This is a genomic window from Shewanella sairae, from assembly GCF_023283535.1.
Classification (GTDB): Bacteria; Pseudomonadota; Gammaproteobacteria; order Enterobacterales; family Shewanellaceae; genus Shewanella; species Shewanella sairae.
The window spans coordinates 33,997-58,581 of sequence record NZ_JAKILT010000033.1 but is presented as its reverse complement, the minus strand read 5'-3'; the positions used below and the strand labels follow the sequence as shown (position 1 = coordinate 58,581).

19 protein-coding genes are annotated in these 24,585 nt (G+C 43.5%); 15 read left to right on the top strand and 4 right to left on the bottom strand.

Going from position 1 to position 24,585, the window contains the following annotated elements; genetic code table 11:
• Window positions 1-1,056 precede the first annotated feature (1,056 nt).
• From L2748_RS14410 to L2748_RS14400, 3 genes are read left to right on the top strand one after another with little or no spacing between them, the layout of a single operon-like run.
• Window positions 1,057-1,302 (top strand): OadG family protein, encoded by a 246-nt coding sequence (locus tag L2748_RS14410; RefSeq protein ID WP_220781692.1) that lies wholly within the window; start codon window positions 1,057-1,059, stop codon window positions 1,300-1,302.
• A 20-nt stretch (window positions 1,303-1,322) separates the two neighbouring features.
• The gene (gene oadA / locus L2748_RS14405; protein ID WP_220781693.1) at window positions 1,323-3,137 is read left to right on the top strand and encodes a sodium-extruding oxaloacetate decarboxylase subunit alpha; all 1,815 of its coding nucleotides are present in this window, start codon (window positions 1,323-1,325) and stop codon (window positions 3,135-3,137) included.
• An 8-nt stretch (window positions 3,138-3,145) separates the two neighbouring features.
• Window positions 3,146-4,276: a sodium ion-translocating decarboxylase subunit beta gene (locus tag L2748_RS14400; protein WP_220781694.1), complete on the top strand. Its 1,131-nt coding sequence runs from the start codon at window positions 3,146-3,148 to the stop codon at window positions 4,274-4,276.
• A 131-nt stretch (window positions 4,277-4,407) separates the two neighbouring features.
• On the opposite strand, the gene L2748_RS14395 is transcribed toward L2748_RS14400, so the two are convergent.
• Window positions 4,408-4,596, bottom strand: a complete 189-nt coding sequence (locus tag L2748_RS14395) for a hypothetical protein (RefSeq protein ID WP_220781695.1) — start codon at window positions 4,594-4,596, stop codon at window positions 4,408-4,410.
• 100 nt (window positions 4,597-4,696) lie between these two features.
• Window positions 4,697-5,950, bottom strand: a complete 1,254-nt coding sequence (locus L2748_RS14390; protein WP_220781719.1) for a dicarboxylate/amino acid:cation symporter — start codon at window positions 5,948-5,950, stop codon at window positions 4,697-4,699.
• 476 nt (window positions 5,951-6,426) lie between these two features.
• On the opposite strand from L2748_RS14390, the gene L2748_RS14385 reads away from it, so the two are divergent.
• The 5 genes from L2748_RS14385 (at window position 6,427) to L2748_RS14365 (ending at window position 13,556) form a co-directional block, all read left to right on the top strand.
• Window positions 6,427-9,264, top strand: a complete 2,838-nt coding sequence (locus L2748_RS14385; protein WP_220781696.1) for a M16 family metallopeptidase — start codon at window positions 6,427-6,429, stop codon at window positions 9,262-9,264.
• A 178-nt stretch (window positions 9,265-9,442) separates the two neighbouring features.
• On the top strand, window positions 9,443-11,008 hold the full coding sequence (gshA, locus tag L2748_RS14380) for a glutamate--cysteine ligase (protein ID WP_220781697.1): 1,566 nt from the start codon (window positions 9,443-9,445) through the stop codon (window positions 11,006-11,008).
• Window positions 11,009-11,013: 5 nt separating this feature from the next.
• The gene (locus L2748_RS14375; RefSeq protein WP_246616181.1) at window positions 11,014-11,463 is read left to right on the top strand and encodes a hypothetical protein; all 450 of its coding nucleotides are present in this window, start codon (window positions 11,014-11,016) and stop codon (window positions 11,461-11,463) included.
• A gap of 113 nt (window positions 11,464-11,576) precedes the next feature.
• The gene (locus L2748_RS14370) at window positions 11,577-12,194 is read left to right on the top strand and encodes a transglycosylase SLT domain-containing protein (protein WP_220781698.1); all 618 of its coding nucleotides are present in this window, start codon (window positions 11,577-11,579) and stop codon (window positions 12,192-12,194) included.
• Window positions 12,195-12,374: 180 nt separating this feature from the next.
• Window positions 12,375-13,556 (top strand): methyl-accepting chemotaxis protein, encoded by a 1,182-nt coding sequence (locus tag L2748_RS14365; protein ID WP_220781699.1) that lies wholly within the window; start codon window positions 12,375-12,377, stop codon window positions 13,554-13,556.
• Between the two features lie 81 nt (window positions 13,557-13,637).
• Here L2748_RS14365 and L2748_RS14360 read toward each other — a convergent pair whose 3' ends face one another.
• Window positions 13,638-14,906 (bottom strand): sensor domain-containing diguanylate cyclase, encoded by a 1,269-nt coding sequence (locus L2748_RS14360; RefSeq protein WP_220781700.1) that lies wholly within the window; start codon window positions 14,904-14,906, stop codon window positions 13,638-13,640.
• 404 nt (window positions 14,907-15,310) lie between these two features.
• Between L2748_RS14360 and purE the strand changes: the two genes are divergently transcribed.
• The 3 genes from purE (at window position 15,311) to L2748_RS14345 (ending at window position 17,197) form a co-directional block, all read left to right on the top strand.
• On the top strand, window positions 15,311-15,814 hold the full coding sequence (gene purE, locus L2748_RS14355; RefSeq protein WP_220781701.1) for a 5-(carboxyamino)imidazole ribonucleotide mutase: 504 nt from the start codon (window positions 15,311-15,313) through the stop codon (window positions 15,812-15,814).
• Window positions 15,815-16,047: 233 nt separating this feature from the next.
• Window positions 16,048-16,602 (top strand): sigma-70 family RNA polymerase sigma factor, encoded by a 555-nt coding sequence (locus L2748_RS14350; protein WP_220781721.1) that lies wholly within the window; start codon window positions 16,048-16,050, stop codon window positions 16,600-16,602.
• A complete protein-coding gene (locus L2748_RS14345; RefSeq protein WP_220781702.1) occupies window positions 16,595-17,197 on the top strand; it encodes a hypothetical protein in 603 nt (200 codons plus the stop codon). Before L2748_RS14350 ends, L2748_RS14345 begins: the two co-directional genes overlap by 8 nt.
• An 80-nt stretch (window positions 17,198-17,277) precedes the next feature.
• On the opposite strand, the gene L2748_RS14340 is transcribed toward L2748_RS14345, so the two are convergent.
• Window positions 17,278-17,694: a hypothetical protein gene (locus tag L2748_RS14340; protein WP_220781703.1), complete on the bottom strand. Its 417-nt coding sequence runs from the start codon at window positions 17,692-17,694 to the stop codon at window positions 17,278-17,280.
• A 274-nt stretch (window positions 17,695-17,968) separates the two neighbouring features.
• Between L2748_RS14340 and L2748_RS14335 the strand changes: the two genes are divergently transcribed.
• The 4 genes from L2748_RS14335 (at window position 17,969) to L2748_RS14320 (ending at window position 24,575) form a co-directional block, all read left to right on the top strand.
• Complete coding sequence (locus tag L2748_RS14335; RefSeq protein WP_220781704.1) at window positions 17,969-21,247, top strand: S41 family peptidase; 3,279 nt, start codon at window positions 17,969-17,971, stop codon at window positions 21,245-21,247.
• A gap of 351 nt (window positions 21,248-21,598) precedes the next feature.
• Window positions 21,599-22,741, top strand: coding sequence for an HlyD family secretion protein (locus L2748_RS14330; protein ID WP_246616182.1), 1,143 nt, complete (start codon window positions 21,599-21,601; stop codon window positions 22,739-22,741).
• Complete coding sequence (locus tag L2748_RS14325) at window positions 22,731-23,786, top strand: DUF2955 domain-containing protein (protein ID WP_220781706.1); 1,056 nt, start codon at window positions 22,731-22,733, stop codon at window positions 23,784-23,786. The genes L2748_RS14330 and L2748_RS14325 overlap by 11 nt, the downstream gene beginning before the upstream one ends.
• Before the next feature lie 201 nt (window positions 23,787-23,987).
• Entirely contained in the window at window positions 23,988-24,575 is a 588-nt protein-coding gene (locus L2748_RS14320) for a lipid-binding SYLF domain-containing protein (protein ID WP_220781707.1), read from the top strand.
• The last annotated feature ends 10 nt before the right edge of the window (window positions 24,576-24,585 follow it).

Here is a 24,585-nt window from a genome sequence, read left to right as displayed (position 1 = left end):
AGTTACAATAATTACATGACACCAACAGCGGCTGAAACGGCTGCGTAAATACGTATCCCCTATTGGTGTACAGTTTTAGTTGACCACATCAGTTCCCTCCTGTGTTTTATAACACATAGTTATAGTTTCATGACCTTGCCTCAAAACCGCTAAAGCTTTTTAATTCAAGGTGCTCATCCCCTAGTGAGTCAATGCAAAGCAGAAGTGGAATGCTGAGTGCTCCCCTCTGGGGTGGCTGATATTTTAAGCAAGCAGCAATGCATAGTATGCAGTGCCAGAAACTCTCGATATACTACTAAAAGGATTTAGGAGGTAGGGCGAAGCAAGATGTCAGAGCCGAGAATAACTATTAGCTTCAAGCTCCCTGCTTGCCTTCAGTGCTTTGAATTCCAACTGAATGAACAGATTATTAATGCAATTAGTATAAATTGATATTATTCATCTTTAACTCATTTAACAGCAAGTATCGGTAGATAAACTGTTTGTACAGTTTTGTCCTCTGAACATAAATAATGCTCATTCAGTACATCTCTGGATACGCTTCTTCATCTGAGTCGATGCTGCTTCTGTTACCTAATAGAAACATTCGTTCATTTATTCGTCGCGTGCTTATAGCCCAAAAACCTTAATTTAAACCGTTTCTTGTATTAAACAGCACCCTTGTTCAACTGATTCACTATTTGCATAAATATTTTGTGAGCCAGTTTGGGTTTTGCTGTTCTGTTTTATGAACTCATTTTCCAGTGAAATAGCAGGCAAATTATGAAGAAAGTCTTCCTAAAATGAGGCTTTTGAGGAATGTTTGTTTTTTGCGGTTAATTATTATCGATTTGTCATTCAAGCAAAGTTAATGATGATTTTTATGGTATGACCAATTTACAAGTGGCTCGCTATTTTGTTATAGATTGGTTATTGTTTTTTATTGCAGTTCATTATTTACCCGTAAAGCTGTATCTAAAATGAATGGAATAAACTGCATAACATGTGAATGGTTGGTGAATATTTATTGGTGTAGCACCAAGGTTGTTCACAACAGGATACCAATGAGAGGAAAAGATGGCTTCAATATCTGAGCAGTTATATGACGCACTAGGGATCATGGTTCTTGGCATGGCACTGGTATTTATATTTTTAAGTTTTCTTATTTTAGCGATGACCATCGTCGCTCGAAAATTTGGACCAGAACCCAAAGCGGCTAACGCGTTGCCATCGGCAGAACCTCAGGTGAGCAATACTGCTGTGAGTCCATTAATGACTGCGGTAATAACCGCTGCAATTCATCAACATCGTAAAAAAGTATAATAAAAGTAGGGAGTATTTGTATGAGCAAGCCATTGGCTTTAACTGATGTGGTCTTAAGGGACGCGCACCAATCTATTCTCGCTACTCGTTTGCGTACCGAAGATATGTTACCCATTGCACCTCTGCTTGATAAAGTGGGCCTTTGGTCTATTGAATCATGGGGTGGTGCGACATTTGACTCCTGTATTCGTTATCTGGGAGAAGATCCTTGGGAACGTATTCGCGAGTTGAAAAAAGTGATGCCTAATACACCGCAGCAGATGCTACTACGCGGGCAAAATTTATTGGGCTATCGTCATTATGCCGATGATCTTGTACACCGTTTTGTTGAACGTGCACATACCAATGGCGTTGATGTGTTCCGTGTATTCGACGCAATGAACGACGTGCGTAACCTAGAAACTGCGGTTAAATCAGTCATTGAAGTTGGTGGTCACGCCCAAGGTACGCTGTCTTATACAACTAGCCCAGTACATAACTTAGATACTTGGGTCGATATGGCTAAGCGTATTGAAGACATGGGTTGCCATTCACTCTGTATTAAAGATATGGCGGGGCTATTAAAGCCTTTTGAGGCTTTTGACTTAATCAGTCAAATTAAATCAAAAACTGATTTAGTTGTGTCTCTACATTGTCATGCGACAACAGGCTTAAGCACAGCGACTTATCAAAAAGCGATTGAAGCGGGGATTGATGTTCTCGATACTGCTATTTCATCAATGAGTCAGACCTATGGTCACAGTGCAACCGAAACATTAGTGGCTATGGTTGAAGGCACAGAGCGTGCAACAGGTTATGACATGGCACTGCTCGAAGAAATTGCCGCTTACTTTAGAGTTGTACGTAAAAAGTACGCCGCATTTGAAGGTGAGCTCAAAGGTATTGACTCCCGCATTCTGCGCGCGCAGGTACCTGGTGGCATGCTTACGAATATGGAAAGCCAATTAAAAGAACAAGGTGCAGGCGATAAGCTGGATCTCGTTTTAGAGGAAATTCCACGCGTACGTGAAGACTTAGGCTACTTGCCACTAGTCACCCCAACCTCGCAGATTGTAGGCACCCAGTCGGTGATCAACGTTCTAACAGGTGAGCGCTATAAGTCGATGACCAAAGAGACTGAAGGGGTATTAAAGGGTGAGTATGGCGCAACGCCAGCCCCCGTTAACGCTGAACTGCAGCAGCGTGTATTAGCCGGTAAAGAGCCGATTACTTGTCGCCCAGCAGATCTGCTTGAATCTGAGTTAGAGCGTATTCGTATCGAGTTAAAAGATAAAGCCGTTGAGCAGGGGATAACGTTAGCTGAAGAGTTTGATGATGACGTATTAACCTATGCGCTATTTCCACAAATAGGTCTTAAATTCTTAAATAACCGTAATAACCCAGATGCATTTGAACCAAAGCCTGACGTCGCAGCTAAGGCATTAGAAGCAGCGAAAACAGCAGAAGCAAAAGTGACAAACCAACAAGGTCCTGAAACTTACACCGTGACTGTTCAAGGGCAAAGCTTTGTTGTTGAAGTTGCAGAAGGGGGGGATATCAGCCAGATCACCCCAAGCGAGAATGTTGTGCCATTTACTGGGCCTTCGGCATCAGCAGCACCAGTCGTTGACTTATCTGCGGTTAAACATGAGCAAAATGCACCATTGTCAGGCAACATTTTCAAAGTTCACGTATCGCCAGGTGACACAGTAAAAGAGGGCGATGTGGTGATTATTCTTGAAGCAATGAAAATGGAAACTGAAGTCCGCGCTGAAGCCGATGGGGTTATTTCAAAGGTTTGGGTGAAAGAAGGTGACGCAGTAGCTGTTGGTAGCCAATTGTTGGCATTAGCTTAGGAGTCATCATGGACGGATTAATTGCATTTTGGGCTGAATCTGGCATAGCAAACTTTGATGGCGGCCAATTGTTCATGATGGCAGTCGGCTGCATATTGCTGTATCTCGCAATTGCGAAAAAGTTTGAGCCATTACTGCTGCTGCCTATTGGTTTTGGTGCCATATTGGCCAACATTCCTAACGGCGGATTTACTGACGAAGGCGGTTTACTGTACTTAGCTTATTACGTTGGTATTGAAACTGGTATTTTCCCGCTGCTAATTTTTATGGGAGTAGGGGCATTAACTGATTTTGGTGCGCTTATCGCGAACCCTAAAATGTTATTGTTAGGTGCTGCTGCGCAGTTTGGTATTTTTGCAACTTTGCTCGGAGCGATTGCACTTAACTGGATCCCTGGCTTTGACTTCTCAATGACCGATGCTGCAGCGATTGCGATTATTGGTGGTGCAGATGGGCCTACAGCTATTTTCTTGGCCTCCAAACTCGCACCTGAATTACTTGGCGCGATTGCGGTTGCTGCCTATTCTTATATGGCATTAGTACCGTTAATTCAGCCGCCAATCATGCGCTTGCTAACAACTGAATCTGAACGCCAGATTAAGATGGAGCAGTTACGTGAAGTGAGCAAGAAAGAGAAGATTATCTTCCCGTTAATGGTGCTTGGACTAACCATTTTGTTCCTACCTGCAGCTACGCCACTCGTGGGTATGTTTTGCTTAGGTAACTTGATGCGCGAGTCTGGTGTTGTTGATAGATTATCTAGCACTGCGCAAAACGAGTTAATTAATATTGTGACGATATTCTTAGGCTTAGCAGTTGGCTCTAAGCTATCTGCAGATCAGTTTTTGCAGATGGAAACCTTAGGTATCTTAGTGCTTGGTGCTGTTGCATTCTCTATCGGTACGGCATCAGGCGTACTGATGGCGAAAGTGATGAGTAAACTATCGGGTGGTAAGATTAACCCACTACTTGGAGCAGCAGGTGTTTCGGCGGTACCGATGGCGGCGCGAGTCGTTAATAAAGTCGGTTTAGAGTCGAATAACCAAAACTTCTTATTGATGCATGCAATGGGACCAAACGTTGCGGGTGTACTAGGTAGTGCGGTAGCGGCTGGTGTACTACTTGCTGTTTTGGGTTAGTGCTAGTTTACAAACTGTCTTAATTCTAAAAAGTCCTGCTCTATCGCAGGACTTTTTTATGTCTGCTAAGCGAGCAAGTCTTTACCGATTGGTATAGCGAAGTATTAAGAATATAAGATCTGGACGGAGACTTAAAGACCTCTTACATTTTGCCCTGCTGTTAGCCAAAGTAAAAAGGCGAGGGCAAATATAATGGTGAGACTGATACCAATGATATAAAGAAACCCAGTTTTACCTTGTTTCAAGGGGATACCGTTGTAGTTAAGGAAGAGTGCCCAAGCAAGAGAAAGCAATATTGGCAGAATGAAAAGTTTAGTCATGTTATAGCGCTCCAATAAAGTAAGATGTTTACTAGAATATTGAAAAGTATAAAGTAAAAAGACCGCAATTGCGGTCTTTTTGTTGGAGCTAAAGTGAATGTTAGCTGCGAACTTGCTCTACCTGCTCATTTTCCTGAGTATAGAACTGCTGTTCATCAAGCTGACCTTCAGACTTACCAATCACTACCGCTGTCATCATGTCGCCTGTCACGTTTGTTGCGGTACGTATCATATCGATAATACGGTCAACTGCTGCAATAAAGGCGATACCTTCAAGTGGCAAACCCACAACCCCTAACGTCACCGTTAGCATAACCATAGCGCTGCCAGGCACGCCTGCTGTGCCGACTGACGCAACAGTGGCAGTGACTGCAATCAGCATATAGTCGGTCATATCAAGCGGAATGCCATAAATCTGCGCGATAAAAATTGCTGCGATAGCAGGGTAAATACCGCCACAACCATCCATATTCATGGTCGCACCCAATGGCAATACAAACGAGCCATAGCGCTTAGATACGCCCATTGATTCAGTGCAGCGGGTACTAGCGGGTAAAGTGCCAAAGCTTGAGGCCGTGGTAAATGCCACAATTTGCGCAGGAATGGCCTTACGGAAAAACTGCACAGGGCTTAGCTTGGCTGCAAATTTAACTAGGCCACCGTAAACAAAAATAATATGAATAAGCGCAGCTAAATAAATGGCACCAATAAACTTACCTAGTGGCAGTAAAGTCGATAAACCATATTCGCCTACAACCCAAGCCATTAAACCAAATACACCGATTGGCGTTAATTGCAAAACCATACGAGTTAGCTGGAACATCACTTCTGCGCCAGCTTCAATGGTGCGCTTTAATGGCTCGGCTTTTTCACCAACTTTATTAATTGCGATACCAATAAGCGCAGCGAAGATGATGATCTGTAAAACCTTACCTTCAGCCAGTGAGGCAAATGGATTGACTGGGATCATGTCTAACACCACTTGGGAAAAGCCAGGAACGTTGCGCTCACGTACCTCAGTTGCCACTAGTTCCATAGAGCCACCCATATCAATCATTGAGCCAATTGTTAGGCCTATGAGCGAGGCTATGGTGCCAGTAAACATAAACATGGCTAAGGTTTTAAAGCTGAGCCTTTTAAGGCTGACTTCCGAGCCTAGCGAAGTAATACTAACAACGATGGCACAGAAAATGAGCGGCGCAACTAGCATCTTAATTGCACTAATAAACAGGTCGCCCAGTGGTTTTAATACTGTTGCCGACTCACCAAAGATGACACCGACACCGGCGCCTAAGATAAAGGCAGCTAATACTTTCTGCCAAAACGGGATATTTTTAATTGTTTGCCACATTATCAAAATTCCAAATATTTTATTTTTCTTTAAACAACTTCATATAGGTGAGCGCTTGCTTATTGCAAAGTCTAGTCTGCCGATAATCACCCATAAACACTATCGAGATTTACATTTCGTTACCCAATAGTCTTATTCTATAGATAGTGATACTTGCATCACAAACCGATTTGGTTATAACTTATCGTAATATAAGAGTTTGTTTTAATAACTTTAAATTTTAACTCTGTTGCAACATGGTAAGTGCTTTGTCGGTGCAAGTGTAAAAAATTAAGTAAATTCACTAGATAATGAAATTTTGTCGCTTCTCTATTGTCGATAAGGCAACTAACTGAGGACTAAAAGTGTTACAAAAACAGATAGCTTTTTAATCCTTTAATTTAAATATCATCGCTGGTTGTTTTTTCTGATGTGGGTAATACTAGGCGCAATATCAAGCAAGTCAGAAAAGTAACGAGCTGTTAATAAGGAGAGCGTCATTGAAAAAATGGATATTAGCTGCGGCTGTGAGTGCGGCATTAATGGGTTGTGCAGGACAACAACAGAACGAGTCTAACTTACCTGCAGGGGTTAAGTTAATTGAAAGCGTTTCTTTTAGTGGTGATCAGGTAGGGATCCCTTACCGTAAGTACCAGCTTGCCAATGGCTTAACGGTTGTTTTGCATGAGGATCACTCTGACCCTTTAGTCCACGTCGATGTGACCTACCATGTTGGTTCTGGCCGCGAGCTCGAAGGCCGCTCTGGCTTTGCTCACCTATTTGAACATATGATGTTCCAAGGCTCGCAAAATGTTGGTGATGAGCAACATTTTAAAATTATTACTGAAGCGGGTGGAACCCTAAACGGCACCACCAATACCGACAGAACTAACTATTTTGAGACGGTTCCGAATAACCAATTAGAAAAAATGCTTTGGTTAGAATCGGACCGTATGGGCTTTTTTTTACCAGCGTTAACAGAAGAAAAGTTTGAAGTTCAAAGAGAAACAGTCAAGAACGAACGCGCCCAGCGCATCGATAATCGCCCTTACGGCCGTATGGGTGAGCGCTTTAACCAAGCATTCTATCCTCAAGGTCACCCCTATTCATGGCCTGTAATTGGCTGGCCAGAAGATTTAAACCGTGCAGATGTTGAAGATGTGAAACATTTCTTCCAGCGCTGGTATGGTCCTAACAACGCTACCTTAACAATCGGTGGTGACTTTGATGAAATGCAAACTCTTGCATGGGTTAATAAATACTTTGGCGAGATCCCGGCTGGTCCAGAGGTTAATGCGCCGGTAAAAGAATTGGTCACGCTTGATCAAACCCGCTACCTATCGATGGAAGACCGAGTGCATTTGCCTCTGCTTCGTATTGGTATGCCTACGGTTTATGCACGCCATGAAGATGAAGCTGCCCTTGATTTGTTATCAAATATTCTTGGCGGCGGTAAAACATCACTGTTTTACAAAAACCTAGTTAAAGATGGTCTTGCTGTGCAAGCGGGCGTTAGTCACCCATGTCAGGAGCTTGCGTGTCAGTTCTCTATGTATGCGCTAGCGAACCCTGCTCGTGGCGGCAACTTAGCAGAAATCGAGCAAGCCATGCAAGATTCGATAAAAGAGTTTGAGCAGCGTGGTGTAACCGATGACGATCTTGAAAAGGTAAAGGTTAACTTTGAAGCTGGGACTATCTTTGGCTTGCAAAGTGTACAAGGTAAAGTGTCTAGTTTAGCCTTTAATGAAACCTTTTCTAATAATCCAGACATGATAGGTTTTGATTTAAAGCGCTACGCAAACGTTACTAAAGAAGACGTGATGCGGGTGTTTAATCGGTATATTAAAGACAAACCTATGGTTGTAATGAGCGTGGTACCGCAAGGTCAATCACAGTTGATTGCCAAACCGGATACCTTCACACCAGCAGTTGAAAAAGTTGCTGCAGTTGCGGTTGAAGGCCTCGATGTTAAACCGCAAATCGTGTCATCGTTTGATCGCAGTATCATTCCTGCAGAAGGTCCTGCGCCAGTGTTGACTATGCCAGCGCTTTGGCAAGGTGAGCTTGCTAATAAGATTGAAGTGATTGGTACTGAAACCAGTGAGACGCCGACGGTTGAAATTGTGATCTACCTTAATGGTGGTCACAGGCTACTCGGCGTAGAACAGGCTGGTCTTGCTGGCATGACTGCGGCGATGATGAACGAGTCTAGCCAAAAGCGCAGCGCTGAAGAGTTAACTCAAGCATTAGAGATGTTAGGAAGTAACGTAAGCTTTAGTGCTAGCGGTTACCAAAGCCAAGTTAAAATTTCATCACTAACAGCAAATTTAGATAAAACCATGGCGATTGTGCAAGAAAAGCTGTTTGAGCCAGGTTTTAAAGCGGCAGACTTTGAGCGGGTTAAGCAGCAAAAATTACAACATCTACAACGTGAGCTTACTGAGCCAAACTATTTAGCCTCAACGGCGTTTAGTGAGCTGCTGTATGGTAAAGGCAGCCCATTTGGCATAAGTAGCGGCGGTACCCTTGAAACTGTGTCTGCTATGACGTTAGAGGATGTAAAAGCATTCTACAAAAAGCAGTACACAGCGGGTAATGCACAAATCGTTGCCGTGGGTAATTTAAATGAAGCGCAAATGCTCACAAAGCTTGCTACGCTTTCTACTTGGAAAGGCACTGCAACGCCACGCCCTGAGCTTGTAGAGTTGCCTAAAGTGGATGGTGGTAAAATTTACATTGTTGATAAACCAGAAGCGTCGCAGTCAGTGATAAAAATTGGTAAGCGCGGGCTAAAGTACGACGCAACTGGAGAGTTCTTTAAGTCATACTTGATGAACTACCCACTAGGCGGTGCGTTTAACAGTCGCATCAACCTCAATCTTCGTGAAGATAAAGGTTACACCTATGGTGCAAGAAGTTACTTTACTGGCGGCCCTGAAGAAGGTTTCTATCAAGCAACCGCAAGTGTGCGTAGCGATGTAACTAAAGAAGCGTTAGTTGAATTTATTAACGAGATTAACGCTTTCCAAAAAGACGGTATGACGCAGAAAGAACTCGACTTTATGAAGAGCTCTATTTCACAGTCAAAAGCACTTGATTATGAAACGCCGTATCAAAAAGCGGGGCTAATGCGTAATATTCAGCGCTATAATTTGGATAACAATTACAGTGAACAACAGACTGAAATTACCAATGAAATTAGCCGTAATGAGTTGAATCAATTGGCTAAAGAACAGTTGAATTTAGACGATATGGTTATTTTGATTGTGGGTGACCGCGCCAAAATAGAGTCTGAATTATCAACACTTGGTTATCCAATTCAAGTTTTACAGTTGTAAAAGCTTGATGTAGACCATATATCCGGGAGATGGTGTCGATTCTGTGGCATCATCTCATCGTTTATTATGTTGGCAGTTAAATAAACGCTAATTTGGTACGACTTGAAATTTAAGTTGGCTATGGCGGGTCTGACTGACATGCTATTAAAGTTAGAGTCACGTACTAGAGAGTAATATATTGAAATCTTTCAATGAATTGTTAGGCAAACTGTCGGATACGGCAAGTCGTCAGGCGCTAAAATCAATGCAACGTGGCATTGAGCGTGAAGCGTTAAGAATTGAAAAGTCAGGCCATTTAGCCCAGGACAAACATCCACAGGCGCTAGGCTCTGCATTAACGCACTCGCGGATCACCACTGATTACAGTGAGTCACTGCTTGAGTTTATTACGCCAGTTTTTGAAGATATCGATGAATTAGTCGAAGATCTGACTCTGACCCATGCCTACAGTGTACGCCATCTAAATGGTCAACGTTTATGGCCAGTGAGTATGCCGTGTTATTTAGGTGACGCCGGCGATATCCCAATCGCTGATTATGGCAGCTCTAATACAGGGCAAATGAAGCGACTATATCGAAAAGGCCTAACCTACCGATACGGCGCGCAGATGCAAATTATCTCCGGAGTTCACTTTAACTTTTCTGTATCAGATCAGTTATGGAACCGACTCTATGAGCTTTCAGATAAGTCATTAACGCTTGAAGATTTTATTTCTGAGTCTTACTTTGGATTAATCCGCAATTATCGCCGCTTAGTGTGGGTGCTGCCGTATCTGTTTGGCGCATCTCCAGCACTGTGTAGCACCTTTATTCAAGATCCTAAGACCAATAACTTCCCGTTTGAAGTGATTGGCAATGGTACCTTATACCTGCCTTATGCAACGTCTCTACGCATGAGTGATTTAGGTTATACCAACCAAGAGCAAGATAATTTAAACATTAGCTACAATGGTTTACCTTGTTACTTAGAGGGCATGAAGTCGGCGATTAATATGCCGTCAGCTAACTTTGCTAAAATCGGTGTCAAAGTTGATGGCGAATATCGGCAGCTTAATGCCAATATTTTGCAAATTGAAAATGAATTTTATTCGCCGATCCGTGCCAAACGAGTTGCTAAAGGCAATGAAAAGCCATCAGAGTCTTTGGCTCGCGCCGGTGTTGAATATATTGAAGTACGCGCACTAGACGTTAACCCATACAGCTCTGTGGGTATTGAAAAGTCACAAATTCGTTTCTTAGATCTGTTCTTACTTAACTGTTTATTACAGCCCTCTAAAGCGACTGATGCCGCTGAAGAAGCTGAGATTTCTGCCAACCTAAACTCGGTGGTATTAGAAGGGCGTAAGCCGGGATTAATGCTAACCCGTTCAGGTGAAGATATTAACCTCAGTAGTTGGTTAGAGTCGTTATTTGGCAATTTAAAAGATATCGCAAAACTCCTTGATGATGAGCAAGATGATTATCAAGTCGCTTTAGCTAAGTGGCATAAAGCTGTTGATAATCCAGATGAAACCCTATCAGGCCAAATCATAAAAGGTTTGAAAGAAGATCAAATGGACCACAGTGATTGGGTGTTGCAACTTGCTGAAGATTATCACCAACAGCTAAAAGCCTATCCGCTATCAGATGCCATGACAGCTCGCTATGAGCAAGATGCAAAAGCATCTCTGGCAAAACAAGCGGCTATCGAAGCTGAGCCGAGTGTCAGTTTCGATGCGTTTCTAGCTGATTACTTTAAGGCGTAACCTGGGTGGTTATCGGCGCTAAAAATGTCTGTAAACTCGCCGCATTGTTATTGCTTGTATCAGGTTGTGCATCGCAGCCTGATACCGCTAATCAGTGCGGTATTGTATCGACCTTTTCGGAGCCTGACCGCCAAGCGAATATTTATCGAGTCGTTGTCACTCATCTCGATGGTAAACCGGTTATCTCACAGCCTAATTACCGTTTAAGCCCTGGGTTACATACATTTGTTGTTGCGGAGCTTATCGATGCCCCTAGCTTAAAGGTGAAGTTGAGTGCCCGCACGCCTAAAGAGTTGACGGTAAATGTTAGCCATAATGAGCGTTATCATATTGGTGCAAAGTTTAATGTTGATAAAGTTTACCGTGGTAACGATAAAGGGTTTTGGCAGCCAGAAGTCTGGCAACAAGAAGCCTATGAGTGTGAGTATCCTGAGCCCTTGTACTTAGTATTGTAAATTGCTTGTCTCTGCTTGATTTGTAACACAATTTAACCAAACCTCAATTGCATATTCTGCTCATCAATGTGACACTATGATTTTGCTATCACTGTCTGTTGGTATCCCCTTTTATGAAATGGCCTGCATTAATTGCGACTGTTATTCTAGCTAGCTTATTAACTGGCTGTGCAACCCCGCCACCCAAAGATCCTGAGAACCTTTGTTCTATCTATACTGAAAACCGCTCATGGTATAGCGCTGCTAAAAATACCCGTGAAAAGTGGGGCGTACCAGTGCATGTGCCGCTAGCTATGATGTACCAGGAAAGCTCTTTTAAGCATAATGCTGCGCCGCCAATGGAGTACTTTTTAGGCTTTATTCCAATTGGTCGTGCAAGTTCAGCCTATGGTTATGCCCAAGCTAAAACCATGACCTGGGATGATTACGTTAAAGAAACCGGTAACTCATGGTCTAGCCGCAGTAACTTTGATGATGCGATGGATTTTATGGGCTGGTTTATTTACAAAAGCCATAAAATAAACGGCGTTTCAAAATGGGATGCCCGTAATCAATACCTTAATTACCACGAAGGTTGGGGCGGTTATAAACGTAAAACCTACAATCAAAAGCCTTGGTTGATTAAGGTTGCAGGTAAAGTTGATGCTCGCTCTAAGCGCTACGCCGCGCAATATAGGCAGTGCCAAGAAGATTTAGATTCTTCTTGGTTATGGCGACTGTTCTTTGGTTAACCGATAGCCTTAAATCCATAAGATAGAAACATTTAGCCCCTGCAATGCAGGGGCTTTTTGTATTTTAACCATAGATAGACTTAATCTTTTTCTAGTGCGACCGATAACTATGTAGACGAGTTGTTAAAATACTTTTATTCTGCAGCTGAAATTACCAATATGCCAATAGATGGAACCTATATGCAAACGAGTTATGACAATAAACTGCAATTGAAACTGACACTTCCGATGCTTGGTATTGCCAGCATAGCGACTTTTATTTTGCTGTTTTTTTTCTCTGCCAACGTCAGTAAAATGGATATGCTGCTGTTGCTTGTTATCACGGCAACAGCTCAATTTGGTGTTTCTTGGCTGTTGTGTCGGCAATTAGTGAGTTTGCGTTTAGCAAAGCTGAAGCTGTATCTCGCGCTCGTAGTTAGCATTGAGCAAGCTCCTGAAGGTAGAATTGTTGACAATACTAATGACGAGTTAGCAAAAATATCAATCAGCTTGTGTGATTTTATTGAAGGCTTAAAAGATGTGCTGGATAAAATTCGTAATGATGCAGAAAGCTTTCGTCGGGGCTCGGAGCAACTGTCAGAGCAAATGACATCTGCTGAATCGGCGGTTGATAAAAGTGTGACTGAAAATGAACAGATAAGCTTAAGCCTGACAGAAATTGATAGCACAGCCCATGAATTAACGGGCAATGCACAAGAGCTCAAGTCGACATCAACACAGGCGAATGAATTACTGCAACTAGGCACCAATGATGCCCTTAGAAACCAGCAGTTTATGCAGGAGTTTACCCAAGGTATTGAAAGCTTAGTGAATGATTTAGACATCTTGCATCAAGATAGCTTTAAAATTGGTAATGTACTTGAAGTCATTAAGAGTATTGCCGAGCAAACTAATTTGCTGGCATTAAACGCTGCTATTGAGGCCGCGAGGGCGGGGGAACAAGGACGTGGATTTGCGGTAGTGGCCGATGAAGTCAGAGCACTTGCTCACCGCACCCAAGAGTCAACGGTCGAAATTCAAAGTATTGTTGAAGGCTTTCAAGCTAAAACCAGTCAAGCGGTAGCTGCGATAGGTGAGAGTCAAAAAGAGAGCCAAGAGAGCTTATTGCAATGCGACAGAGTTTCTAGTGCATTTAGTGAGATAGATAGCGCCTTTAATCAGTTAGACAATCTTGCGGGTAATATTCGCCATAGTATTGAGGGGCAACAAAATGCCACTTCAAGTATTAAAGGTCGTGCGACAGAAATTGCACGCTTAAGCCAAGATATACATACAAGCTTAAAATCTATCTCCTTGCAGGCGCAAGGGCAAAAAACAACGTCTGCGATGTTAGAGAAAGTGTTAAAGCGAATTTGTGTATAGGGAGTTATCTGGTGTTTGTTGTCGCTCGCAATAAAGCAAGTTAGCATTATCGTGAAGCAGCAAGGCGAATCTGAGACTCGCTTACTTTGCTGCTCTCTGTTTAAGGCGTTTGTTTTGATACATCATCTTATCAGCAATCTTAAAGCTTGCGTCTAAGTGGCCATGGTAATTGGCAATACCGTAACTGAAGCTGATTGTTGAGTGCGGCTGAGCATCTGCAGTTGATGTTGGCTGGGTAATCTCGGTGTCGAGTAATGTGCGTTCTAGCTGTTGCAAATCTGCTTCAATCTGAACTTTCGGTCCATGACAAAGGGCAATAAATTCATCACCGCCATAGCGCGCAATAAGGTGCTGTTTATGCCAGTTTTGCTTTAAAATTTTGGCAAAAGACTGTATCGCTTTGTCGCCCGTTTGATGGCCATAGTTGTCATTGATAACTTTTAAGTTATCTAAGTCTAAAACGATTAAGTAGCTGCCAAAATGGGGTTTTATCTTCCATTGCTTCACCCCTTGTTCAAAGCGCTGACGGTTATAAAGTTCTGTAAGGCTATCATAGTTAGCCAATAGGTTTATTTGGCGGCCTTTTTGGTAAAGGGCGATGGCGTTAGCGGCTTCATGAGTCAGTATTGCCACTAGGTTTCTATCGTAATGACTAAAGGCTTTTGCTCTAGCACTATCTAAGTTCAGCATGCCATAAAGAGCGCCATCAATATGGATAGGACTCGATAGGGTTGAACGAATAGGGCTGAGCGGCGCGGTTAATAGTACATCTTGCTCGGCAGCGGACAAGCTGCTGTGGGCATTGATATTCGCCATATCATCAATGACCACTACTCTGTCGCATTTACCTTTTGTCAGTTTATATTCAAACGATTGATTAAGATTAAACTGCACACTTCTGAGCTTATCGATATCAATGCCAATGGTCGATTCAAATTGTAGTTCACCCGTTGTGCTGTCGACTTTGATAATGGAGCCCATTTCCGCACCATCAATGCTACTAACAGCTTTTTTTAATAAGGCTTCAAGAAACGCGCGTTCATCTTGGTATTGATTAGCAATATTGACCAGCTCAAAGGTGGTATCACTGACATGAATAACTTGCTGTAAATGCTCCCAAAGTCGATTCAGGCGCCCTTGGTGAAAATAGTAACTTAAACTGTATCCAAGTAGATAAATAATCGCGACGAGTATGAGGTTGGCAACGGAGTTAGTTGTGGGGTTAATACTGAAAAAAATACTCCAAACAATGAGCAGCAATAGCATGGGCGTGCCTAGCAGTGCTAGATGCGCTTTTAGGCTAAGTGAGTCTATCTTTTTTTTCTTTAAGCTGTCTTTTATGGGCGTCATGAATATCCTTATTCGTATAGCTCACCGTGTAAAGTTTGAGTCTTACATTTAGAGCGACAGAATAGTCAGAATTCTAAAGTGCTATTCACCGACTATGTCCATCACCATAGGTAAAAAACGACACTGGTAAAGTCGAAGTAGACTTAACCGGATTATTATTCATTTATTTACTGCTGAATAATAATCCTATTTCATGATAATTATAGCCAAACATGCTATTAAAAATATTAATCTACTTTTTTGCCGGTTTGTTATACATATGTATGAATAAGTTATTTGCAGTTCTGCTAAAGCTTAGGGATAATTGCCTCGCAGGCTTGGGGGAAGTCTGTTTACTAAGTGCGCTAAATATCATTATAATGCGCGCAAATATAATAATGTACCGCCCTACTCAAGGACTTAAAATGAGCAAACCATTTGTTGCAGTATTAATGGGATCTGATTCAGATCTGCCTACAATGCAAGCCACCCTCGATGTGCTTAGAACTTTCGAAATCGACTTTGAAGCCAAAGTAACTTCAGCGCACCGTACGCCTGCAGCTACACACGCTTACGTAACTGATGCAGAAGCGCGTGGTTGTAAAGTCTTTATTTGTGCCGCAGGTCTTGCTGCGCACTTAGCTGGTGCAGTTGCTGGTATTACAACTCGCCCAGTAATCGGTGTTCCAGTTGATTGTGGCCCACTACAAGGCCATGATGCACTATTATCAACAGTAATGATGCCTGGCGGCGTTCCTGTAGCTACCGTTGCTATTGGCAGTGCTGGTGCTAAAAACGCAGGTTACCTAGCCGCGCAAATGCTTGCAGTAGGTGATGATGCCCTTGCTGTTGCAGTAAAAGAAGAGCGCGCTAAGTCAGCTGAAGCTGTACAAGCGAAAGATGCTGCACTACAAGCTAAACTAGCTTAAGTTAGTCGTCTATATCTAACTTCGCCTGTTAGTAATGAAATGCCGCTAAGCGTAATGCTTTGGCGGTATTTTTATTTATCCTCCCTTTTTGCAAACACTTCTTTAAGCGCTAGACAAAGCGCAACAGCCCATGCAGACTTAAGCTGAAGATATTTTTAGCTAAGGAAGATGCTGTGGAGCAGTCTTTGTCATTAGATAATCCCTCGACTGATGTCGATACCGACCAAGCGCTTATGCTGCAGTATGCAGCGGGCAGCACCCGAGCATTTGAATTGCTTTACAGCAAGCATAAAGGCCCCTTATATCGTTACTTTGTTAGACAAGTTAATGATCAGCAATTAGCTGAAGATCTATATCAAGATACCTGGAGCCGAGTGATTAAAGCTGCCAGCACTTATGAAACCAGCGCTAAATTTACCACTTGGTTATACCGTATCGCGCATAACCTTATTATCGATCATGTGAGAGCAGTTAAGCCGGTTGATAGCTTTACTGAAGTGTTTGAACCAGAACAAGATTGCGAGTCGCAGCTTGGCAGTGATCAAGCCAGTCTTGAAACCCAATTGCTCGATAGCCAAAAATCCAATTTGCTTAAAGGCTGTGTGGCCAATCTTCCGCAAGTACAGAAAGAAGCATTTTTACTTAATGTTGAAATGGGTTTTACTGCAGCCATCATTGCCGATATTGCAGGTGCCACATTAGAGGCGACTAAAAGCCGCATTCGCTATGCCTATAAAGGCTTAAAAGAGTGCGTGGATTTAAAGTGGCAAGGAGCGAATCATGACTGATAAAGAGCAAGTTGCACTTGAAGCTGAGATCCAGTCTTTGTATCGAAAAACAGCGACAGAACAGCCATCAACATCATTAGATAATGACATAATAGCCTTGGCAAAAGAGCAAGCCTCTAAGCAAAAAGTAAAGACGCAAACAAGTCAGTCTTTCTGGCGCCAACAGCGCTGGTCTCTTGCATCAGCAGCCTCGGTACTTGTCGTTGTAACACTGTTTATGATTAATCCTGCGATGCAAAATAATGACGTGTTAGAGCAGCAGCAACCAATGATGATGTCAACGCCAGAGCAGCCACAAATGATGCGGGCAATGCCAGAACCTGCTGCTAAAACTGATGAGGCAGTGCAAACGTCCCAGGGAAGTTTACCGGCAGAAAACCGTGAGCGACTTGTGCAGTCAACCGAGCTTTCTGCTGATGTTAGTTTAGTTTCAGCGCTCGATAACGTGGCAGGGTTAATTGAAGCTAAACAGATTAAGCAAGCAGATGAGTTACTCAAGCAAACTGCCAAACAGTGGCCTGAAATTATAGATGAAAGCCACCCGCAGCATGCAAGGTATCTTCGCCTGCAACACGCACTGATGTCTGGTCACTAACAATAAGTCAGATTGTTTAAGCCAGATTTTTTAAGCCATAGCAAGCCTGCAGTAGCAGGCTTTTTTATGTCATCATAGCGTTAAATTGACTTAAACCAATCCCAAATCCCCAATGACGAGTCGGCAAATAGATCGATACCCAGCGCAGATTTAAGTAAATAAAGCAGTAATAAACCAAGCAGCAGTGACATCAAAATAAATCCGCTAACACAAAGCACAAACACTAATAAAGTCAGCTGTTTCTCTTTACGACTATAGGCTCGTTTATTACGGCCAATTAACACCACATAGAAAAATCGCCAGCCAATAAAGGGTAAGTAAAAAGTGCCTCTGCTATCGATAAAGTGCTTCTGCCATTGATGACCAATCAATGCCATCCTAATCGCGTGCAGTTGCGGCTCGGTAAAACTCTCTGCGAAGTGCTTTGGCATACTATTAAGTGCGTTACATACTCTGGGGTCATCCTTAAGAGAAGGGCGCATATAATCAGGTGACATATAAACCTCTTAACTTCCTTATCTGTGAGATGGTCGCTGTATGCAGCGTTAGTGGCACTAAGTCATTGTTAGTGCTGAACTGTATACACTTGTAATTAGCTTAGCTGTTTATTTCATAATTTACGTTTTTTTGATCACGGCTTTACATATTTGCTAATACTTAATAGCGAATAATTTGCTGATGCTTTATCAAAAGTTTGCTACCTTGTTGGCCTAAAAGATATTGCCCGAATAAAGGCATTACCCGAATAATAACAATAGGATTGCTAGCTAGATGAAAATTCGTCATTCACTCGCATGCTGTATGCTTGCTCTCGGAACTTTAACTCTTTCGCCTACACACGCCTCAGAAGCCACTATTAAGCCCGGTTACTTTCGTGCGCCGGCGCTAAACGAGCAAACCTTAGTGTTTACCGCTGAGGGCGATTTGTGGACTCAAGCGCTGTCAGACACCCAAGCAAGGCGTTTAACCAGTTTGCCGGCTGAAGAGCTTGGCGCAACCATTTCAAAAGACGGTCAGTTTGTGGCTTACGTTGCCAATTATGAAGGCTCTTCTGAAGTTTATGTTATTCCAATTAATGGCGGTCAAGCTAAGCGCATTAGCTTTGAAAATAGCCGCGTGCGGGTGCAAGGTTGGACAGCTGATGGCAAAGTGCTTTACGCCACAGATAATGCTTTCGGTCCAGCTAACTACTGGGTATTAAGAACGGTCGATCCACAAACCTTACTGACAGAAGACTTACCTTTGGCCGATGCCATTGAAGGGGCGATTGATGATAAAGGTGAGTATGTTTACTTCACCCGCTTTGGCCTCCAAACAACAGGCGATAACGCTAAAGTGTATCGTGGTGGCGCAAAAGGTGAGTTGTGGAAATTTAAACTTGGCAGCAAACAAGAAGCGACGTTATTAACGGCTGCGCATCAAGGCTCAGTAAGACAACCTATGTTATGGGATTCTCGCCTTTATTTCGTTAGCGACAGCGATGGCAATGACAACATTTGGTCAATGGCAACAGATGGCAGTGATCTCAAGCAGCATACCGAGTACAAAGAGTGGCAAGTACGTAATGCGCGATTAAATCAAGGCCGCATCGTATTTCAGCAAGGCGCCGATATTAAGTTGTTTGATATAGCAACTAACCAAGAGCAAACCCTTGCGATTGATCTGATTTCAGACTTTGCCCAAAAGCGTGAGCACTGGGTGAAAGAACCAATGAAATACGCAACAGCCACTAACTTATCGCCTCAGGCTGACAAAGTGGTGATCACCGCCCGCAGCCATGTGGCAATTGCTGGCACCGATGGTCAACGTTTAGTGGAGATATCTTTGCCGGGTCATAACCGCGTACGTAACGCAGTGATGAGCCAAGATGGCTCTTGGGTATACGGTATTAGCGATGCAACGGGCGAGCAAGAAGTGTGGCGCTTTGCGGCAGATGGCAGCGATAACGCCAAGCAGCTAACTAAAGATGGCAAAACCCTAAGACTCGATCTGCACTTGTCACCTGATGGACGCTACCTTGCCCATGACGATTATGAGGGCAATGTATGGTTGTTAGATTTAAACAAAGGCAGTAATAAAAAAATCATCACTCAAGGCGAGGGTCTGGGTCCATATGCCGATATCGTTTGGTCTGGTGACAGCCAATTTATTGCATTAACCAAAGCGGAAATGGGTAAAGCGCGCCCGCAAATAGTGTTGTACTCATTAGACGATAATCGCGCTGAATCACTGACTAGCGATAAATACGAGTCATTTTCGCCAAGCTTTAGCGCCGATGGCGACTGGCTGTATTTCTTATCAAATCGTCAGTTTGTGTCTACACCGACTTCACCTTGGGGAGACAGAAACCTAGGGCCAATGTTTGATAAGCGCACCCAAGTGTTTGCCATAGCCTTGAATGAAGACGCGCGTTTTGCCTTTCAAAAGCCAAATGAGTTGTTATCAAAACCTGCAAAAGCGGATGATGACGAGATTGAAACCGAAGTCGATTGGAAAGGTTTAGCCAATCGTTTATGGCAAGTGCCAGTGCCTGCGGGTAACTACAGCTCACTGCAAATGGCAGACGATAAGTTTTACCTGCTTGATACAACAACTAGCGGTAAATCTAGCTTGAAAGTGGTTAAGTTTGATCCGTTAAGCCCTAAAGTTGACACCTTTGCTAAAGATGTTGGCGAGTATCAATTGTCTCAAGACTCAAGCAAATTATTTATTCGTAAGCAGTCTAAGCAAGGCAGCGAAATGCTGATTGTTGATGCAGGCGATAAATTGCCTAAAGAGCTGACTAACGCCAATGTACAAACCAATCTATGGCAACTGGCGATTGAGCCTGCGAGCGAGTGGCAACAGATGTTTGAAGACGCTTGGTTAATGCACCGCGATTCTTTTTATGACAAGAGTATGCGTGGACTTGACTGGCAGGCAACCAAAGCCAAATACCAACCGTTAGTTGACAGACTAACCGACCGTCATGAATTGAATGATCTGTTTACGCAGATGATGGGCGAGCTAGATTCTTTGCATTCACAGGTGCGCGGTGGTGATGCGCCAAAAGATGCCGATAAAGCAAAATCTGCCAGTCTTGGTGCACGTCTTGAGCAAACTAAGGCGGGAGTGGTCATTGAGCACATTTATCAAGGCGATCCAGAGTTACCAGCACACGCTGCGCCACTGGCGCAAATGGGCGTAAATGCCAAAGTCGGTGATGTGATTGTCGCGATTAACGCGAAGCCGCTCACTAATATTGCCGATGTGACTAAGTTGCTGCGTAACCAAGAGGGTAAGCAAGTACTACTTACTCTAAAACGTGGTCGTAAAACCCATCAAACAATTGTTGAGCCAGTAAGCCCATCTAAAAGTGCCAAGCTGAGATATACCGACTGGGTGCAGCATAACAGCGCCAAAGTTTCTAAAGACAGCGACGGCAAGTTTGGCTACTTACACCTATACGCTATGGGTAGCGGCGATATCTCAAGCTTTGCGCGAGAGTTTTACGCTAACGTCAATAAAGACGGTTTAGTTATCGATGTGCGCCGTAACCGTGGCGGTAATATTGATAGCTGGATCATCGAAAAGCTACTGCGCAGAACTTGGGCATTTTGGGCGCCAACCCATGGCACGCCATCGGGCAATATGCAGCAAACCTTTAACGGCCAGTTAGTTGTTCTGACTGATCAGCTAACCTACTCTGACGGTGAAACCTTTTCTGCAGGCGTTAAGGCGTTGGGCATGGCACCATTAATTGGTAAGCAAACCGCTGGCGCAGGTGTGTGGTTATCTGGCCGAAACTCACTTACAGATAAAGGCATGGCACGTGTGGCTGAATATCCGCAATATGCAATGGACGGTAGCTGGATTATTGAAGGGCGCGGTGTCAGTCCTGATATTGAAGTCGACAACCTGCCTTACGCAACATTTAGCGGCACAGATGCCCAATTAGATAAAGCCGTTAGTTATCTAAAAGACGCGCTTAAACAGCAGCCTGCCCCTAAATTAGTACCGAAACCAATGCCAACTAAAGGCATGGCTGAGGATGTGCGTAAAGCATTCTGATAAACCGCGAATTCGCTCACTAAGTAAGATGGCGTTATAAGCCTGCAATAATGGCTTATAACGTCTGTCTTTCATCCCTCGCTTCCTTAGCAATCTTCTTTCTCCCTTTAGCAAGCTAGACAATTAATCTCGAATGATTCCATCTGGGATCTTGTCTCCGCGATTTTGTTGAATTTATTTTACAAAAACATTGAATATTTACAGTTAGAGACACTAAACTGGATAAAAAATAATGTGAGTAATCAAGCGTTAATTCATACTAAGTTAAAGAATTTATTGCTTAATTATTTAATACGCCATTCGCGCTGAGTTTTTATTTCAGCTTGCCAGTCGGTTACCAAAGGGATGAGTATGACTGAAGAAAAAAGTGCTATCGTAAATGATGAAGTCAAGAGTCAAGAGTTAGCCAATACTGATACTCAAGCTAAGGTTAAAAATAATAAAATTCGTAAAGCGACTAATATTATTTTAATCGTCGTAAGTTTTCTATTCGTGTTCCACCTTATTGCCGACCGTTTTATTCCCTCTACCGATTTAGGCCGAATTCGTGGCTATGTTGTGCCGATTAGCCCGCAGGTTTCCGGTGAAATTATTGATATCTTGGTTGATCCCAACACCCTAATTAAACAGGGGGATGTGCTGGCTAAAATTAACCCGCAAGATTATGAAATTGCGCTGCAGCAAGCTGAGCAGTCCCTTAAAAAGGCGGGGCAAAATGTAGGCGCGCAAACGGCGAATGTTGCCGCAGCACAAGCTAAAGTGACCAACGCCCAAGCCAACCTAAAGAATGCTCAAGTGCAATCTAAACGTATCTTTACCATGGTAGATAAAGCGGTGATGTCACAGGCCGATGCGGATAATGCTAGGGCTGAACTCACCAAGGCTGAAGCCGGGGTTGCCAGTGCTAAGGCAGATCTTGCCAAGGCAGAAGAGCGTTTAGGCGCTGAAGGTGAAAATAATACCAACGTTAAATCCGCATTATTGAGCCTTGAAAAAGCCCAGCTTGATTTGGCGCGCACCTCTATTACCGCACCAACTGACGGCGTGGCGTCAAATTTCAGATTAAAAGAGGGGATTTACGCCAGTGCGGGTCAGCCGGTAATGACCTTTATCTCATCGGAAGATGTGTGGATTGAGGCTTATTTTCGTGAAAACAGCCTAGGTAATATGCAGCCCGGCGATGACGTTGAATTTGCGCTGGATTACGCGCCTGGTGAAGTGTTTAAAGCCAAAGTGGGTAGCATTGATTATGGTATTGACTGGGGGCAGAGCGAACAAACGGGCAAGCTTGCACAGGTGTCTGGTCAAACGGGATGGCTGCGCCAATCTCAGCGCTTTCCGGTCACTATAGTGTTATCTGCTGATGAGGCGGTCGGGTTAAGACGCGTTGGTGGTCAAGCAGACGTGATTGTTTATACCAGCGATAGCAGTGTCATTAATCTATTTGGCAAGTTTTGGATCCGCTTAGTCAGTTGGTTCTCTTATGTCAGATAGTGACAGCGCTTTACTAAACACTGCTGTGGCGTCAGAGGAGGCCATTTACACGCGGCGGGTGTTACGCTTTACCTTAGGTATAGGTTTAGCTGTGGCGGTTTCTGCGATTTTTGCGTGGCCGCTAGCCTTTATCGTGCCGGTATTTGTGGCTAAGTTTTTGGTTGATAGGCAAGAGCCTACAGTGCAAACGGTTTACGAGCTGCTTATTTCAATGATATTTACCATAGGGTTAGCTTGGCTGGTTAGCTTTGGGCCAACGCAATACCCTATGGTGTTATTGCCACTATTAGCCATGATGATGCTATGGGGTTATTACCTATTTAGCGATCCGCGCTGGAACTTTTTTGCGACCATATTCATTGTGGCAACATTACTTTTGCCTTACATGAGCTTGCTGCAGCCGGGAGCCGCTATTTTAGTGGGGGTTGGTTTGAGCTTTTCGGGTGTGGTTGCGGTGGCTATTTTTGCATTATTGCACGCGCTATTGCCCGATCTCTCGCCCAACAGAGAGCAATTAGCCAGTGCGGCGCAAAGTCACGACGAACGCACTCATGAAGCGTTTAGGGCGTTGATTATTGCCTTTCCTGTGATTTGCTTCTTTTACTTCTTGGAGATCTCTGGCGCGCTGCTAACGATGATTTTTATTGCCATTTTGTCGTTGCAAGCAGCAGGGGCAAAAAGTATTAAGGTCAGTTTGTTTTTATTGATCACCAATGGTATTGGCGGCACCTTGGCTATTGTGTTTTACAACATGCTTACCATAGTACCCGAACTGCCTTTTTACATTGGTATGTCGATGTTAGCTGCACTATTGTTTGGGCAAAAGATATATGCCAATCCAGAAAAAGCGCCGCTTTATGCTGGTATTTTATCTGCATTACTGGTTGTGGTTGGCTCAACGGCATCTTCGACTGATAAAGATGTTGCAGTGAATTTCTATTTAAGGATCTTACAGCTGTTTCTGGTTGGGGTTTATATGATCTTCGCATCCTTCTATTTAGAATCTCGCGATTGGAAGTTTCTTAAAAAGCGTAATAGCCTTTAGCACTCATCATCAGCTTAAGTGATGTTACAAGCACATTTGAGCAAAAGTGATAGTGATTAAACTTGTATCAAGTCGCGGTTAAGCTTTGAGGTGATATATAACTGAATCAACAGCTTGAATTTTGTGCTATACGTTAAATAGCTCGAAAAGCTCTATGTAGAGTGCTAGCGCTCTTAATGATTTTGCTAAGGATTATAATCCATGTTTCGATTTAACAGCTTCAAACTTGCCGCGATTGCCGTTCCAGTCTTTTTAGTTGGCTGTGCAACCGGTGATACACCCGATGCTAAAAAAATGCATGCGCGAGAAGAAACTCAATCTGCGTTACAAGAGATATATAAAGAACACCCTGGAGCGAAGTCTGCAGTGGTAAACTCAGTAGGTTATGTGGTTTGTACTGGCAGTAATAGTTATCTGTTTGCACTGTCTACTGGTGGTGGTGTTTGTGTGCTGCATGAAGGCAGCAAACGATCTTACTATCGTTTTGCTACTGGTGGCGTTGGCGCTGGTATTGGTTGGAAGCAAGTGGCGTTTGTGCAAGCATTCACTGAGCGTTCAGCATTAACGCGTTTTAAAGAGTCGGGTTACGAAGGCCAAGCGCAAGCAGAGGCGAGTGCTGAGTATGAGGGCAGTGGTGAGCAAGCATCTGCAAATCAGTCGGTTGACGTTGCCGGTGTAAAAACTTACCAAGTGAACTTAATGGGCGCGGCGGCGCAAGCAACAGTGCAGGGCTATAAGTATTGGGAAACTGACTTTACAGATGACTTTATCGAAAATGATGCTGACTAAGTTAGTTTAT